The 15,073-nt window shown below is 74.0% G+C and carries 8 protein-coding genes and 9 tRNA genes; 3 read left to right on the forward strand and 14 right to left on the reverse strand.

Translation table 11 applies throughout. The annotated features are described in order from the left end of the window. Positions 1-4: 4 nt before the first annotated feature. The 10 genes from FRCN3DRAFT_RS0217915 to FRCN3DRAFT_RS45010 all read right to left on the reverse strand — a co-directional run bounded on the left by FRCN3DRAFT_RS0217915 (position 5) and on the right by FRCN3DRAFT_RS45010 (position 2,019). A tRNA-Gln gene (locus FRCN3DRAFT_RS0217915) sits at positions 5-75 on the reverse strand. Positions 76-89: 14 nt separating this feature from the next. Beyond that, positions 90-161, reverse strand: a tRNA-Phe gene (locus tag FRCN3DRAFT_RS0217920). A 1-nt stretch (position 162) separates the two neighbouring features. Further along, positions 163-238 (reverse strand) — tRNA-Gly (locus FRCN3DRAFT_RS0217925). Between the two features lie 11 nt (positions 239-249). Continuing rightward, a tRNA-Thr gene (locus tag FRCN3DRAFT_RS0217930) sits at positions 250-321 on the reverse strand. A 68-nt stretch (positions 322-389) separates the two neighbouring features. Continuing rightward, positions 390-462: transfer RNA gene (locus tag FRCN3DRAFT_RS0217935), tRNA-Thr, on the reverse strand. A 20-nt stretch (positions 463-482) separates the two neighbouring features. Then, positions 483-553 (reverse strand) — tRNA-Gly (locus FRCN3DRAFT_RS0217940). Positions 554-577: 24 nt separating this feature from the next. Further along, a tRNA-Arg gene (locus FRCN3DRAFT_RS0217945) sits at positions 578-653 on the reverse strand. A 54-nt stretch (positions 654-707) separates the two neighbouring features. Next, positions 708-779 (reverse strand) — tRNA-Pro (locus FRCN3DRAFT_RS0217950). A gap of 122 nt (positions 780-901) precedes the next feature. Next, a tRNA-Trp gene (locus FRCN3DRAFT_RS0217955) sits at positions 902-973 on the reverse strand. Positions 974-1,458: 485 nt separating this feature from the next. Continuing rightward, positions 1,459-2,019, reverse strand: a complete 561-nt coding sequence (locus tag FRCN3DRAFT_RS45010) for a MarR family winged helix-turn-helix transcriptional regulator (RefSeq protein ID WP_007517087.1) — start codon at positions 2,017-2,019, stop codon at positions 1,459-1,461. Positions 2,020-2,710: 691 nt separating this feature from the next. Between FRCN3DRAFT_RS45010 and FRCN3DRAFT_RS55140 the strand changes: the two genes are divergently transcribed. The 3 genes from FRCN3DRAFT_RS55140 (at position 2,711) to FRCN3DRAFT_RS45015 (ending at position 5,800) form a co-directional block, all read left to right on the forward strand. Continuing rightward, positions 2,711-2,887: a hypothetical protein gene (locus FRCN3DRAFT_RS55140; protein WP_198535995.1), complete on the forward strand. Its 177-nt coding sequence runs from the start codon at positions 2,711-2,713 to the stop codon at positions 2,885-2,887. Beyond that, on the forward strand, positions 2,884-3,774 hold the full coding sequence (locus tag FRCN3DRAFT_RS0217965; protein ID WP_007517088.1) for an undecaprenyl-diphosphate phosphatase: 891 nt from the start codon (positions 2,884-2,886) through the stop codon (positions 3,772-3,774). The genes FRCN3DRAFT_RS55140 and FRCN3DRAFT_RS0217965 overlap by 4 nt, the downstream gene beginning before the upstream one ends. Positions 3,775-3,961: 187 nt before the next feature. Continuing rightward, positions 3,962-5,800: an IclR family transcriptional regulator domain-containing protein gene (locus FRCN3DRAFT_RS45015; RefSeq protein WP_007517089.1), complete on the forward strand. Its 1,839-nt coding sequence runs from the start codon at positions 3,962-3,964 to the stop codon at positions 5,798-5,800. A 25-nt stretch (positions 5,801-5,825) separates the two neighbouring features. Here the strand turns inward: FRCN3DRAFT_RS45015 and FRCN3DRAFT_RS45020 are convergent, their stop codons facing one another. The 4 genes from FRCN3DRAFT_RS45020 to FRCN3DRAFT_RS0217990 form a co-directional block, all read right to left on the reverse strand. Next, a complete protein-coding gene (locus tag FRCN3DRAFT_RS45020) occupies positions 5,826-8,009 on the reverse strand; it encodes a WD40 repeat domain-containing serine/threonine protein kinase (protein WP_007517090.1) in 2,184 nt (727 codons plus the stop codon). A gap of 146 nt (positions 8,010-8,155) precedes the next feature. Then, a complete protein-coding gene (locus FRCN3DRAFT_RS45025) occupies positions 8,156-10,411 on the reverse strand; it encodes a WD40 repeat domain-containing serine/threonine protein kinase (RefSeq protein WP_007517091.1) in 2,256 nt (751 codons plus the stop codon). Further along, a complete protein-coding gene (locus FRCN3DRAFT_RS45030) occupies positions 10,408-12,600 on the reverse strand; it encodes a WD40 repeat domain-containing serine/threonine protein kinase (protein WP_342435329.1) in 2,193 nt (730 codons plus the stop codon). The genes FRCN3DRAFT_RS45025 and FRCN3DRAFT_RS45030 overlap by 4 nt, the downstream gene beginning before the upstream one ends. Before the next feature lie 175 nt (positions 12,601-12,775). Then, positions 12,776-15,025 carry a WD40 repeat domain-containing serine/threonine protein kinase gene (locus FRCN3DRAFT_RS0217990; protein WP_007517096.1) on the reverse strand — a complete coding sequence of 750 codons (2,250 nt, stop codon included), beginning with the start codon at positions 15,023-15,025 and terminating at the stop codon, positions 12,776-12,778. Positions 15,026-15,073: the final 48 nt, after the last annotated feature.

Below are 15,073 nucleotides of genomic sequence, written 5' to 3' on the forward strand. Positions count from 1 at the left end.
CGAGCTGAGGTGAAAGGACTCGAACCTCTATTTCCGGGTCCAGGGCCCGGCGGCCTGCCATTGGCCGACACCCCATCACGGGTACCGCGTGGGTCCGGAAGGTACCGAGCCTTCCTCTCCCGCTTTTCAGGCGGGCGCTGATCCCTCTCAGCTACAGACCCCTGGAGTGGGCGGCCGGGCTTGAACCGGCGACCTTCACCATGGCAAGGTGATGTGCTGCCAACTGCACCACGCCCACACGAGAAACCGAGCCCAAGGGCGGATTCGAACCGCCGATCTTCCCCGTACCGGGGGGACGCACTGCCACTGTGCTACAAGGGCACGCCATGCCACCGGGAGTACCCGGAGGAGCCGCGAAAAGCGTACCTTCGCGTCTCCTCCAGGCCCGGAGCCGCCGGGCGGGCTCGAACCGCCGACCTGTCGCTTACGAGGCGACTGCTCTACCAACTGAGCTACGGAGGCATACCGCGGGGGTTCCCGAGAGCGGTCACGGAGAATCGAACTCCGGTCTGATGCTTGGAAGGCACTCGCTCTGCCACTGAGCTACGACCGCGTGCGGCGGGACCGGTCGCCCCGCTGGTACCCCTCACAGGAGTCGAACCTGTGGCCTCCCGGGTCGCGGCCGGGTGCTCTGTCCTCTGAGCTAGAGGGGTGTGCCGCCGGGCGCCGGAGTCACCGTGATGGTGGCCTCGGGCGCGCCGGCGTCGTCGGGACGGCCGGATTCGAACCGACGTGGGCCTGATCCCAAATCAGGTGGGCGACCTCTACCCCACGTCCCGTCTCGGCGGCTGTGGGGCAGGATGCCCCGCAGCCACCGGTGTGCCAGGGATGGCGCCCTGGCGTGTCATGTCCGCTGTGGAGTTGTCAATCATGCGAGCGCTTCCCGAAAAGGGCGCGCGAGCAGGGACGGAGGGACTTGAACCCCCAACGAACGGTTTTGGAGACCGCCGCTCTACCTTTGAGCTACATCCCTAGGGGATAATCCGCCGGTGGCGATTCCCATGGAAAAGAGAAGACCGCCTCGCGGGTGGATTCCCGGGGCGGTCTGAGTCCAGTGACCTGTCAGGTCAGGACGTCAGCCCCGGGCTTGCGGCGGTGAGCCACATCGGCGCGGCCAGATATGAGAGCCGACCTCGGAAGATATCGGCCTGAGGGTGCAGGGGCTCGCAGGTCGGTCGCATGCCACTGGCCTCCTCTGGTCGTCTCCGCCACTCGGCGTCGCGCTGCTGGGTGCTGTGCTGTGTCGTGCCGTTCGGTACCGTGCCGCCGTGCGTCGCTGCTCTGTTCTGTGCCGTGCTGTTCGGTGTTCTGGGCTCCGTTCGAGCGCCTGGAACAAGAATGCCCCGGCGCCCGCGTCATCTCAAGGGATTTTCCGCGAGAGCCCGCCCGGACGGCGAGCGGCGTCCTCGGCCGGGCGGCGGCGACCGAAGGCCGGGACCCGAGCCGGGGACTTGTGGGTCAGCGCGCGGACGCGGGCGGCGTCGGACCGTCAAGACCGGCGACGAGGCGCCCCAGTGCTGGGAGAGCGGCGCGGAGGCGGCCCTGGTCGACGTCGGTGAGCCGCGCGAGCACCTCGACGACGGCGGAGTGCAGATCTCGCTCGACGCCCGCCACCTCGGCCTGGGCCGTCTGGGACAGGTAAAGGCGGGCGACGCGGCGGTCGTGTGGGTCACCGCGCCGCTCGATCAGGCCGGCGCCGACCAGGTCCGTGATCAGGGTGCTCAGATTGTGCGGGCGCATCGACAGTGCCTCGGCGGCATGCCGCACCGACATGCCCGGCTGGCCGGCGAGCAGGCGCAGCACCTGGATGTGGCGCGGGCGCAGCTTCTCGAACGCCGCCGGGGTCGCGGTCGGCTTCTCGGCACCGACGACCCGCCACAGCAGCCTCGCGGCCTCGACGATCTCGACGGCGAGCTCTTCGGTGCGCCCGTCACGGGCCGCCGTGACCGACAGGACGGTCTCGCGCGCGACCCGGTACCGAGCGTTCGATGCGCCTGGGCGTGCGGTCGAGGCGGTCATACCCGTCGCCCGCGGTCGAGCCGGCTCGGGCTCGGGGCCGCGGGGCGCCGGGACCCGGACGGGCTGGGCGCGCCGGACGGGTTGGGCGTGCCGAACGGGGGAAATCTCCGCGTGCGGAGGCGTCGGTTGGTCGTCGACCGGCCGGTGCTCGGGCGGATGGCCGGTAGGGCCGGTGGCGTCGGAGCCGGGACGAGAAGCAGCCGCGGGCGGATGGGCGGGCTGGGGGTGGCGACGGGTGGGAAGGTGGACCGCTCGCCCCGGAGAGGTTCCTTGTGGAGTCCGCACATCACGCAGCCTGTTCTACCGGAGTTTCCTCTCCGTTCAGTCCAAGTTTCCTGAACGTACCGAGAGTCATAGGTCCTATCGGTCAGACATCCACCACCGGCCGCGACCCCACCATCGACGGACCATCGACGGCGAGAGTCGGTGCCGCGTCTGAAGGCCCGCCTCAGACGGTAGCCGCCGACGGCGCCAGGCGCGATGCCGGGCGGCCGGATCCCGATGACGGCCGCGGCCGGCCCGCGGGCGGAGGCTCGTCCGGCGGTCCTGTCCGAGGACAGACTAGCTCTGCCGGGCCAACAGGTCCGGAAAAAGACTCATCGCCGGCAAAGCGGACCGGCCGGTGTGCCCGCTGTGGGCGGGCATGGGCTGACTGCCGGCAGCGCGATGACGTCGGCTACTGTCAGGCCTCGTGACCAGGTACGGAACTCCTCCGGGCGGTCAGCCCGAGAGCCGTGGCGCCCTTGCCGTAGACGCCACCCACGTCGGCACCCCCGGAGACGCCTCCGCCCTGCCCGCCCGCGGGGTGACCACCCGCGAGGCCGGCCGCCTGGGCGCCGTCCGGCACTCCCGTGTGGCGGCCGCGTGAACTGGTTCCAGGGTGGTGTCCTCGGCCTGGTCCAGGGACTCACCGAGTTCCTGCCGGTCTCGTCCAGCGCGCACCTGCGCATCCTGCCGGCACTGGTGGGTTGGCCGGACCCGGGCGCCGCGTTCACGGCCGTCAGCCAGATCGGCACCGAGACCGCCGTCATCCTCTATTTCCGCAAGGACATCGCCAAGATCGTCTCCAGCTGGGCTCGGTCCCTGGTGAACCCCAAGTACCGCGGATCCCAGGAAGCCCGGATGGGCTGGCTGATCATCATCGGGTCGATCCCGATCTCCATCCTTGGCGTGACGCTCAAGGACTCCATCGAGGGCCCGTTCCGGGACCTGCGGCTGATCGCGACGACGCTCATCGTGCTCGGCCTCGTCCTCGGCGCCGCGGACTGGTACGCCGCGCAGGCGGGCAGGCAGGGCCGGCATGCGTTCCCACGCCGGCGCAAGACCGTCGAGGACCTGACCACCCGGGACGGTGTGCTCTACGGGCTTGCCCAGTCGCTCGCGCTGATACCCGGTGTGTCCCGCTCGGGCGCGACGGTCAGCGGTGGCCTTTTCCTCGGCTACACCCGGGAAGCGGCGGCCCGCTACTCGTTCCTGCTCGCGATCCCGGCCGTGCTCGCCTCCGGGTTGTTCGAGCTGAAGTCGGTCGCGGACGGCTCCGACGGCGACGTGGCCTGGGGGCCGACGATCCTCGCCACCGTGATCGCCTTCGTCGTCGGCTACTCGGCGATCGCCTGGTTCCTGCGGTACATCTCGACGAAGAGCTTCGCCCCGTTCGTGATCTACCGCGTCGCCCTCGGCGTGTTCCTGCTGGCCCTGATCGCCTCCGGCCACCTCGACGCCCATGCCGGCGCGGACGCGGCGACCTCCGGCTGACCCACCCGGCCCCCGGCCTCGCGCGGACACGAGAGACCCGAGGTCCTGCCGCGTCGGCCTCGCCTGATCTGGCCGTACCCGGGCAGGGGCCCGGCGACCAGACCTCCGAGGTTCGCCTGTCGAACCATCGTTCGTAGTCGACCCGAGTTTCGGTTGTCTTCTCATGCGTGTCAGCATCAGGAGACCTATGGCCGCCACGACGCCGACGTACCCGACCGGGAACCGCCCCCCCGCCGCATCCGCGGGCGATCGTGACGCCCCCGCCGGCGGCACTGACCCCGCCACCGACCGTGGCGACGTCGTCGGGCCGCTCGAGCGGGGCCTGGCCGTGCTGCGCTGGCTCGCGGCCCGCGCCGACTCCGGCCCGGCCGTCGGGCCCCGCCCGGCCCCGCTGGCCGAGGTCGCCCGCGCCACCGGCCTCGCCCGCGCCACCGTCGACCGGGTGGCCGCCACCCTGGCCGCCGACGGCCTGGTCCGCCAGGACGGCCGTACGGTCACCCTCGCGCCGCGGCTCGCGGCCCCCGGCAACGCCTACCTCGCCTCGTGCCGGATCCCGGACGTGCTCGCCGCGACCGCGGCGCGCCTGGCGGACACGTTCGACGAGTCGGTCTCGGTCGCGGTGCCGGACGGCGATGGCGTCCGGTTCGTCCTGCAGGTGACCCGACGGCGCGCCATGTCGCCGGTGTTCCGGGTCGGCGACCTGCTGCCGGCCGAGCGGTGCGCGCCCGGCGCGCTGTTCGCCGCCGACTGGGCGCCGGCGCGCTGGGCGGCCTGGCGCGCCCGGGTCGACACCGACCCCGGCTACACCGGCTTCCCCGCGCTGTGGTCACCGGCGTCCCACCCGGCCGGTACTCCGATCGCGGGCCCCGGCGACGTAGAGGACTCGGCCCCCGGACCCGAGGCGGGCGCCGTCACCGGCTTCGCCGCCCGAAGCGCCGCGGCCGCCCGGGCCGGCCACGCGGTCGACGACCAGCTCGTCGAGGCCGGGCTGATCGCCGTCGCCACCCCGATCCACGACCGCCGGCCCGGCTCGCCCACCGCCGGCCACGTCATCGCCGCACTCAGTGTCGTCAGCCATACCAGCCGGCACACCGCGAGCTCGCTCGCCGCCGACGTCCTGCCCCGGCTGCGCGCGGCCGCCCTCGACGCGGAGGCGGCGCTCGCCGCCGACGCGGCCGCCCCGAACGCCGGGTCGGACGCCTGGCCAAACGCGGACCTGCTGCGCGAGACCAAGGCAGAGCTCGGTTCCGGCTACCTGCAGTCGATGGCCCGGGGCCTCGCGGTGCTCGGCGCGTTCGGCGCCGGCTCGCGGGCCCCGACGCTCGCCGACCTGGCGCGGGCCACCGGACTGCCCCGGGCGACCGTGCGCCGCTCGCTGCTGACCTTCGGCCACCTGGGCTACGTCGCCAGCGACGGGCGCCGTTTCCGGCTGCTACCCCGGGTGCTGGAGCTGGGCTACGCGGCGGTCACCGGCCTCTCGCTCGCCGACCTGGCCGAGCCGCACCTGACCGAGCTCGTCGCCGCGGTACGCGAGTCGGCGTCGGTGGCGGTGCTGGCCGGGGACGAGATCCGTTATGTCGCCCGCGTCCCGGCGAGCCGGATCATGAGCGTCGCGATCACCATCGGAACGCGGTTCCCGGCGTACCCGACGGCGATGGGCCGCGTGCTGCTCGCCGACCAGCCGCCTGCCGCCCTCGCTGAGCGGCTCTCCCGCCTGCCGGCGGCCGGCCCGACGGCGCGCGCCGTCACCGATCCGGAGCGGCTGCGCGCCCTGGTCGCCGACGCCGCCCGCGACGGCTACGCGTTGGTGACGGGCGAGCTCGAGGAGGGGCTGCAGTCGTTGGCCGTGCCGCTGCGCGACCGCGCCGGCCGGGTGGTCGCCGCGGCGAACGTGTCCATGCCCGCCGGCCGGGTCCCGCCCGAGCACGCCCGCGGTGTGCTGCTGCCTCGGCTGCGCGTGGCCGCCGCCGCCATCGAGGCCGACCTGCGCACCGTCACCGCCTACCGCGCCTCGCCGGGGGTCTGAGCACGACCCGCCCGCGCGGCGGAGGTCAGTGCAGGTTCCAGAGACGGAGCTTGTCGCCGCTTTCGGCGGCGATGAGGACGCGGCCGTCGGGTGAGAACCGCACCCAGTTCCCCGAGGTGGGCAGTGTCTGGCCGACGGGGTGGGGCTTGGCGGGATCGGTGACGTCCCAGAAGCGGACGGTCTGGTCCGCGCTGCCGGCGAAGGCGAGGGTCGTGCCATCGGGGGACAGGGCGATGTCATTCGTGCCAACCGTCTCACCGACGGAGATGGGCGGTCCGACAGGGGTGGGGGCGGTGGGCTTGGCGAGGTCCCAGATACGGATGTCGCCGCCGAGGACGACCAGGAGATGGCCGCCGCGGGCGAACAGGAGCCGCGCGGTATGCCCGGCGCCGACCGGTTCGGTGAGCGGTATGGGACTCGCGGGGTTGGTGACGTTCCAGAGCTGGAAGGCGCCGGCTCCGGTGGTGGCGAGCGTTCGGCCGTCGGGGGAGAACGCCACCGGCCCGTAGGCGTCCTTGGTGACGACCGGCCCGCCGATGCGCGAGGGCCTGGTGGGTTCGGTGATGTCCCAGAGCTGGACCGTGTCCGCGGCCGTGGCGAGGATGTGGCCGTCCGGCGACAGCGCCAGGTGGACGGTGTTCTGGATCTGGGCGACGGTGAAGGCCTCGCCCAGCTGTACGGGGTGGGCGAGATCCGTGACGTTCCAGAGGCGGACCTGGTTGTCTGCGACGTCGATGTCGGCGGCGGCGCCGATCTCCTCGGCGGCGAGGATATGGCCGTCGGACGACGACGCGAAACCCCAGCTGTCCGTGGTGGTCCCGCCGATGGTGACCGGATCTCCGGGGTCCGTGACGTTGTAGAAGTGAATGGTCCCGGCGGCGGCGACGTCTCGAACGGCGACGGTCCGGCTGCCCAGGAACTCCGCGGCGTCGCCGAGCAGAGGACGACTGTAGGGGCTGGGCGCGGTGGCGGCGAGTCTCCCCGCGGTCGTCGTCGTGGCGGTCCGCACCGGCGTCGTCGGCGATGTCCCCGGGCTGCCACCAGTCCCGTCCCCGCCGCCTGTCGTGAGGATGATCGCGGGAATGGCGACCGCGGCCACTATCGCGGTGGCGAGCGCGGCGATCAGGACGTTGCCCGGTCGACGTCGGGCAGACCGCCGCCGGGTCGGCGGGGCGGTGATGGCCGGGTCCTGGCGTGGCGATGTGTGGTCTGCCTGCTGGGCGGTCGGTGCCGCCTCACCGGCCGGCCAGGTCGGCGGGGGCGTGGCCGGTGCCGGCACCGGGAGCGGGCCGGTGGACGCCGCGTCCGTCTCGGCGGTGTCGAGGCTGGCGAGATGTGGTGCGGCGCCGCGGGAGCTGTCTGGATCCAGGACGCCGCGGAGATGGTGGAGGGCGAGGAGGAGCTGCTCGGCGCTGGGGCGTTCGGCGGGTTTCTTGGCCATGGCCTGGGCGACGAGCGGCCTCAGCGCGCCGGGGATGCCGGTGAGGTCCGGGGTGTCATGGACGACGCGGTGCAGGATCACCGGGGTTGGCCCGTTACCGAACGGGGTGCGGCCGGTGGCGGCGAAAAGGGTGACAGCGCCCCAGGCGTAGATGTCGGCCGGGGTCGCGGCGGGACGGCCGAGGGCCTGTTCTGGAGCCATGAATCCGGGAGTGCCGATCGAGCCCTGGGTCAGGGTGGCGTTGTCCAGCGCGCGGGCGACGCCGAAGTCGATGACGCGGGCGCCGGACGACGACAGCAGGATGTTGCCGGGCTTGAGATCCCGGTGGACGACGCCGGCGGCGTGAATGGCGGTCAGTGCCGAGGCGATGTTGATGAGGAGACGGTCGAGCTCGCCGGTGGCCAGAGGCCCGCGTTCCCGGACCGCGACCCCCAGGGTCGGGCCGTCGATGTACTCGGTCACCAGGTAGGGGCGTGCGCCGTCGGTGGCGACGTCGAGGACGGCGGCGGTGCAGAACGGCGCGACCCGGCGGGCTGCCTGGGCCTCCCGCAGGAACCGTTCCCGGAACTGCGGGATCCGGGCCAGGTCGGGCCGGATCACCTTGACCGCGACGAGTGGCCGGGCGTCGGGCCCGTCGGCGCGACGGGCAAGGTAGACGCTGCCCATGCCGCCGTCACCGAGCCGGCCGAGCAGCTGGTAGGGCCCGAGGCTGGTCGGGTCCATCTCGTCCAGTGGCGCCACACCCGGCGGCATCACCGCCACGTCCATCCCCCCGCCGCACGACGCGACCCGGCCCCACCCCAGTGACGTCGACCGAAGTGAGGAACTCCACGGAGGTTATATCGCGCTAACGCCACCATCCGGGCACGACCCGTGTCCGCTGGACGACCTGCCGGCGCCGCGACCGGCGGCGGTCAGCGCAGGCGCCACAGGCGGACGGTGTGGTCGTGGCTGGCGGAGGCCAGAGTCGCGCCGTCGCGCGAGAAGGCGACCGAGTAGACCCAGGGATCGGCGCCGGTGTGGCCGATGAGCTGGCCGCGGGAGTGCGGCCGGCCCCGGTCCGTGACATCCCAGAGGGTGACCGTGCCCGTGCGGTCGCCGCTGGCGAGAGTGCCGCCGTCGGGGGAGAAGGACAGGGCGAGGACGGAGTCGTGGTCGGCCGCGCCCGTCCTGCCAGTGCCGCCGGCTGCGCGCACCGGCCCGCCCAGGGCGGTCGGGCTGGTGGGCCGGCGCACGTCCCAGAGCCGGATGTCGCCGTCGGAGCCCGCGCTCGCCACCGTCGCGCCGTCCGGCGAGAACACGACCGACCGCACGTCGCCGGTGTGCCTCACGGGCGTCTCGGCGAGCAGCCTGGACACCCGGGGGTGGCTGACGTCCCAGAGGCGGACCGCGCCGTCGCCGCCACCGGTCGCGAGGGTGGCGCCGTCGGGAGAGAACGCCAGCGTCCACACCGCGCCGGTCTTCGGGCCGCGCAGCGTGCGCACGGGCACGGGGTACATCCGGTCGCTCAGGTCCCAGAGGCGGATGGTGCCGTCGGCGCCGGCCGTGGCCAGGACGTTCTGGCCGGGGTCGAAGGCGACCGCCTTGATGGCGTCCCGCTGGCCGCCCGACAGGTCGTCGGTGAGGAGAACGGGACGCGTCCGGTCCGTGACGTCCCACAGGCCGCACCAGCCATGGTCGCCCGCGACCGCGAGGGTCGTCCCGTCGGGGGAGAACACCGCGGCGAGCGCGGCGCCGTCCCCGGGACGCAGCGAGCCGTCCTCGTGGCGGGTGATCGGCTGGCCCAGCGGCGTGGGGCGCTTCGGATCGGCGAGATCCCAGAGCCGGACGGTGCCTTCGGCGCTCGCGGTGGCGAGCGTCCCGCTGTCCGGGGAGAACGCGGCCTCGTAGACGCCGGCGGTGAACGCCGTCAGCGGCCGGCCGAGGAACTGGGGCCGCGCCGGGGCGGTGGCGGTGGGGGTCGCGGTGGTCGATGGCCGAGTCCCGGCGTCCTCCCGCCCGCCCGACCCGAGACCCGTGGTGAGCGCCGCGGTGAGCGGGACGGCGACCGCCGCCGTGACGACCGCCGCCGCCAGCGCGGTGAGCGGGACCGTCAGCCACCCCCGCCGCGCCGCGTCGTCGGCAGGGCCTCCCAGGTGCCGCGGCGGACGTGCCCGGTCGAGCGCACGTCGCCACCACGGCCCGGGCAGTACCGCCGTGGAGTCGAGGCTCCTGCCCGCCCACCCGTACCCGCCGCCCGTGGCCCCTTGGTCGGCGACGTCGACGGGCGCGGGGTCGACGGGCGCGGGGTCGGCGCCGGCGCCGCCGGCGAGCAGCAGGCTCAACAGCTCCGCCGCGGTGGGCCTGTTCTCGGGGTGCTTGTCCATGGCCCACTCGACGAGCGGGCGCAGCGCGCGAGGCAGGCGGTCGAGGTGGTCGGGCGGGTCACGCTCGATCCGCAGCAGCGTCTGGGGAGTCGACGCCGCCAGGAAGGGGGGCTCGCCGGACGCGGCGTAGACGAGGACCGCGCCCCAGGCATGGACGTCCCCGGCCTCGCCGACCCGCTCGTTGCGCGCCTGCTCGGGGGCCATGTACGCGGGCGTGCCGATGATCCGCTGGCTGAGCAGCGTCGTGGCGTCCGGCGGGCGGGCGATGCCGAAGTCGATGACCCGCGTGCCCTTCGCCGACAGCATGACGTTGCGCGGGCTCAGGTCCCGGTGGACGACACCGGCGGCGTGGATCGCGACCAGCGCCGCCGCGATCTCGATGGCCAGGCGTTCCAGCTCCGCCGCCCGCAGGGGCCGCGGCTCGGCCCGGCCGTATGGCTCAGCGTGGCCGTACGGCTCGACCCGCTCGGACAGCGTCGGGCCGTCGATGTACTCCATGACCAGGTACGGGCTGGGGCCGTCCATGTTCACGTCGAGGACCTCGGCGGAACAGAACCGGGGAACCCGCCGCGCGGCCGCCGTCTCGCGCGCGAAACGCCGCCGGAAGTCGGGCAGCTCGGCCAGGTGGGCGTGGATGATCTTCACGGCGACATGCCGGCTCGGGTCACCTTCCGCGGCCCCGGGGCGGTCGGCCAGGTAGACGGTGCCCATTCCGCCGGTCCCGAGCCGTCGGAGCAGCCGGTACGGCCCGATCGCGACGGGTCCGCCGTCAGGGCGCTCGTCCACGGCTCGCGGCGTGATCATCGCAGTGTCCAGAGCTCGATGCCGTTCACGTCGCCCGCCGCGCCGGTGGCGAGGACGGAGCCGTCGGGGGAGAACACCGCGGTGACCACATCCCCGGTGTACTCGCCGGGGCGGGTGATGCGCGCCTGCTCGATCTCCCTGGCCTGGGCCGGGTCGGTGACGTTCCAGAACCGGACGTCGGCGTCCTCGCCGCCTGTCGTGGCGAGCGTGCTGCCGTCGGGCGCGAAAGCCATGGCGAAGTACGCGGGGCCGAGGATGAACAGGGGTTGGCCGAGCGGAACCGGCTCCACGGGGTTGGCGATGTTCCAGAACCGGATGACCCCCGGCATGCTGTCCGCGGTGGCGAGTGTCCGCCCGCCGGGGGAGAGGACCACGCCGTCGTAGGCGGGGATCTCGCCAGGCGGGTCGAGGCGGGTGGGACGGGCGGGGTCGGTGATGTTCCATCGATGGCTCCCGGTGACGAGCATGTGCCCGTCGGGGGAGAACGCGACCCCTTCGCGCGCCAGGTAGACCGATTCGTTGGGCAGGGGCTGGCCGACGGCCGCGGGGCGCGCCGGGTTCGCGACGTCCCAGAGGCGGACGGTCTCGTCGTTGGCGGCCGTGGCGAGCAGGCGGCCGTCGGGAGAGAAGGCCACGCCGAACACGATGGCCGTGTGGCCGGTGAGGGACGAGCCCCGCGGGATGGGTGAGGCCGGATGGGTGACGTCCCAGAGGCGGACCGTCTGGTCCTCGCCCACGGTCGCCAGCAGGCGGCCGTCGGGTGCGAAGGCCACGTTCTCCACCCCGCCGGAGTGGCCGGTCAGCGGCTTGCCCAGCGCGGTGGGAGCGGCGGGGTTCGTGACGTTCCAGAGGCGGACCGTGCCGTCCTGGCTCGCGGTAGCCAGCGTGTGTCCGTCGGGGGAGAACACGGTGGCGTTCACCGCGCCGGTGTGACCGGTGAGCGGTGAGCCGGCGAGGCGCGGCGGGGTACGGGCGAGCCGGTCGGCGGTCGTCGTTCGGGGCGTCGCCGCCCGCGTCCCGGTCGCCGACGAGGCAGCGGGGCCCCTCGCCCCTTCGCGGTCGGACGTGCGGAGAACGATCGCGGTGATGGCCACGACCGCCGCGACGGCCAGGGCGAGCGCGAGGGCCAGCGGGCGGCGCGACGACCAGCGACCCCGCTGCCGCCCGGGCGCCGCCGCCGCCCCGGCCGATCCCGCCGCCATGGCGGGACGGATGGCGGCCACATCGTCCTCCCGCCCGGCCGCCACGGGCGACATGCCGGCGGTTCGGGTCCTCGTCTGAGCTCCCGCCAGGCCCGGCGGCGGGGTGGACGGCGTGCCCGTGGGTCGCTCGCCGGAGGTCGGCGCCGGCCTCGGAGCGGCTCGGAGGTGGTGCAGGGCGAGGAGGAGCTCGTCCGCGTCGGGCCGCCGCGCGGGATCCTTCGCCATCGCGCGCGCGACGAGGGGACGCAGATCGGCGGGGACACCGGAAAGATCGGCGGTCTGCCTCACCACACGGCGAAGGATCTCCGGTGTCGGCCCCTCCCCGAAGGGGGGCCGTCCGGTGGCGGCGAAGAGCACGACCGCGCCCCAGGCGTAGATGTCGGCGGCGGGGGCGGCGGGTTGGCCGAGGGCCTGTTCGGGGGCCATGAAGCCGGGGGTGCCGATGGTGCCGTGGGTGAGCATGGTGGTCGCGTCGAGGGCGCGGGCGATGCCGAAGTCGATGACGCGGGCGCCGGATGACGAGAGCAGGATGTTGCCGGGTTTGAGGTCGCGGTGCACGACGCCGGCGGCGTGGATCGCGGTGAGCGCGGAGGCGACCGCGACCGCCAGGCGCGCCAGCGCGGTCGCGGCCAGTGGGCCGCGCTCGTGGACGGCCTCGCCCAGGGTGGGCCCGTCGATGTACTCGGTGACCAGGTAGGGCAGCCGGCCGTCGGTGCTGACGTCGAGAACCTCGGCCGTGCAGAACCGCGCGACCCGGCGGGCGGCCTGCGCCTCCCGCAGGAACCTCTCCCGGAACTGCGGGATCCGGGCCAGATCCGGCCGGATCATCTTCACCGCGACCAGCGGCTGGCCATCCCGAGTGGGCATGGGCTCGGCGGCGTTCTGGCGGCGGGCGAGGTAGACGCTGCCCATGCCGCCGTCGCCCAGCCGTCCGAGCAGTTGGTAGGGCCCGAGGCTGGTCGGGTCCGTCTCGTCCAGTGGCTCCACACCCGGCGGCATCACGGCCACGCCCATCCCCCCGCCGCACGACGCGACCCGGACCCCATCCCGACGACCCGCGCCGGAGCGAGGAACTCCGCAGGAGGTTATATCGCCCTAAGGCCACCATCCGAGCACGACCCGTGTCCGCTGCACGACCTGCCGGCACCGCGATCGGCGGCGGTCAGTGCAGGTTCCAGAGGCGGACGGCGAAGCTGTCCCCGGCCTGGACGAGGACGGCGAGGGCGTGCCCGTCGGGGGAGAACGCCACGCCGGCGTTGCCGGACGCGGCGCCGGTCAGCGGCCAGCCGATCGCCGCGGCCTTCCCGGGGTCGGTGACGTCCCAGAAGCGGACGTTGCCCTCGAGACCGTCGGCGCTGACGAGGGTGCTGCCGTCGGGGGAGAAGGCGATGTCGAACCCGCCGTTGCTCGGTACGTCGAAGATCGGCTGGCCGAGGGGAGTGGGTCCGGCCGGGGCGGTGAGGTCCCAGAAACGGATCGCGACGCCGACGGCCACCAGCGTCCGGCCGTTCGGGGAGAAGGCGACCAGCCAGGCGCCGCTGGCGTCGACGGCGTCACCGACGGGAGTCGGGCTCGTCAGGCTGGTGATGTCCCAGAGCTGGACCGTGCCGTCGCCCCCGCCGACGGCGAGGCGGTGGCCGTCGCGGGAGAAGGCGAGATCGACGATGCCGTCGGCGCGGCCGATCGGCTTGCCGAGAGCCTTGGCGGCGGCCGGCGACGTGACGTCCCAGAGCTGGACGGTGCCGTCCTCCTTGCTGACGGCCAGGGTGTGGCCGTCAGCCGAGAAGGCGACAGTGGCGTTCTCGGCGGGCACCGGCTTGCCGACGGGCGTCGGGCTATCGATCTTGGTGATGTTCCAGAACCGGACCGTCTGTCCCTCGACGGCCAGGGTGCGGTCGTCGAGGAAGTGGAGCGATGCCCAGTCCTCGTGGATGTCGAGAGGCTGGCCGAGGAGAGTGGGGGTGTCGGGCTTGCTGGCGTCCCAGAAGCGGACGACGCCGTCGCCGCTCGTGGCCAGTATCTGGCCGTTCGGGGAGTACGCCACGCTGAACGCCGAGCCGGTGAACGTCCCGGCGAAAGGACTGGGCGGGACCTTGGACAGGGTCTGCGCGGTGGTGACGCGCGCCGGGGCCGCCGCCGACGCCGACGCGCCGAGCGTGGCCGATCCGGAGGGCGTCGTCGCCGCGTCCGTCCCCTTGTCCCGGTCGGCGGTGGCGAAGATGATCACGGGCACGGCCGCGGCGGCAACGACGGCCGCGGCGATGGCGACGGCGAGCCGGCGGCGGCCCGCCCGGCGTTTCCCGGGCGCCCCGCCAGGCGCGTCGGCGAAGGACCCCGGCCGTGCCGGCCGGCCGGTGGTGGCGGCGGTGGCCGGGGCCGCCCAGCCGGCCGTGGTCGATCCGCGTCGGGGCGGCGGGAGTGGGGTGGTGGCCAGGCTGACCAGGTCGGTGGCGTCGTCGGACCCCCGCGGCGATGGCGCGCCGCGGGGCGCCCTGGGGGCGGTGTGGACGCGGTGCAGGAGGAGGAGCAGCTCGTCGGCGGTGGGACGTTCGGCGGGGTTCTTCGCCATCGCGCGCGTGACGGTGGAACGCAGGGCGCTGGGGAGACCGGCGAAGTCGGGCGTCTCGGTCACGACGCGGTGCAGCACGGCCGGGGTCGGGCCCTCGCCGAAGGGGGGCCGTCCGGTGGCGGCGAAGAGCACGACCGCGCCCCAGGCGTAGATGTCGGCGGCCTCGGTGACAGGCCGGCCGAGGGCTTGTTCGGGGGCCATGAAGCCGGGGGTGCCGATGCTGCCGTGGGTGAGCATGGTGGTCGCGTCGAGGGCGCGGGCGATGCCGAAGTCGATGACGCGGGCGCCGGATGACGAGAGCAGGATGTTGCCGGGTTTGAGGTCGCGGTGCACGACGCCGGCGGCGTGGATCGCCGTCAGCGCGGAGGCGACCGCGACGGCGAGCCGCTCGAGCGCGGTGGCCGGCAGCGGGCCGCGTTCGCGGACCGCCTCCCAGAGGGTGGGCCCGTCGATGTACTCGGTGACCAGGTACGGGCGCGAGCCCTCAGTGCTGACGTCGAGGACCTCGGCCGTGCAGAACTGGGCGACCCGGCGTGCCGCCTGCGCCTCCCGCAGGAACCGGTCGCGGAACTGGGGAATCCGGGCCAGGTCCGGTCGGATCACCTTCAGCGCGACCAGCGGCGCCTCCTGGCCATGCCCTGGGCCCTGGCCATGCCCGGCGTCGCCAGCGGGCCTGGTGGCACCGGCAGGTCCGGTGACGGCGCCAGGTCCCGTGGCGCTCCGGCGGCGGGCGAGGTAGACGCTGCCCATGCCACCGTCACCGAGCCGTCCCAACAGACGGTAGGGCCCGACCGTTCTCGGGTCGGTCTCGTCGAGCGGCGCCACCCCCGGCACCACGGCCACGGCATCCTCCGGCCCGAACGACTGGCCGTGTCCGTCTTCCCGACAGGC

It is taken from the genome of Pseudofrankia saprophytica (genome assembly GCF_000235425.2).
GTDB classification, from domain to species: Bacteria; Actinomycetota; Actinomycetes; order Frankiales; family Frankiaceae; genus Pseudofrankia; species Pseudofrankia saprophytica.

Excerpts from the sequence above, each read along its gene's own strand:
- FRCN3DRAFT_RS45020 (WP_007517090.1), bottom strand. The coding sequence starts at position 8,009 with ATGGACGTGGCGGTGATGCCGCCGGGTGTGGCGCCACTGGACGAGATG.
- FRCN3DRAFT_RS45010 (WP_007517087.1), bottom strand. The coding sequence starts at position 2,019 with ATGACCGCCTCGACCGCACGCCCAGGCGCATCGAACGCTCGGTACCGG.
- FRCN3DRAFT_RS45025 (WP_007517091.1), bottom strand. The coding sequence starts at position 10,411 with ATGATCACGCCGCGAGCCGTGGACGAGCGCCCTGACGGCGGACCCGTC.
- FRCN3DRAFT_RS45015 (WP_007517089.1), top strand. The coding sequence starts at position 3,962 with ATGGCCGCCACGACGCCGACGTACCCGACCGGGAACCGCCCCCCCGCC.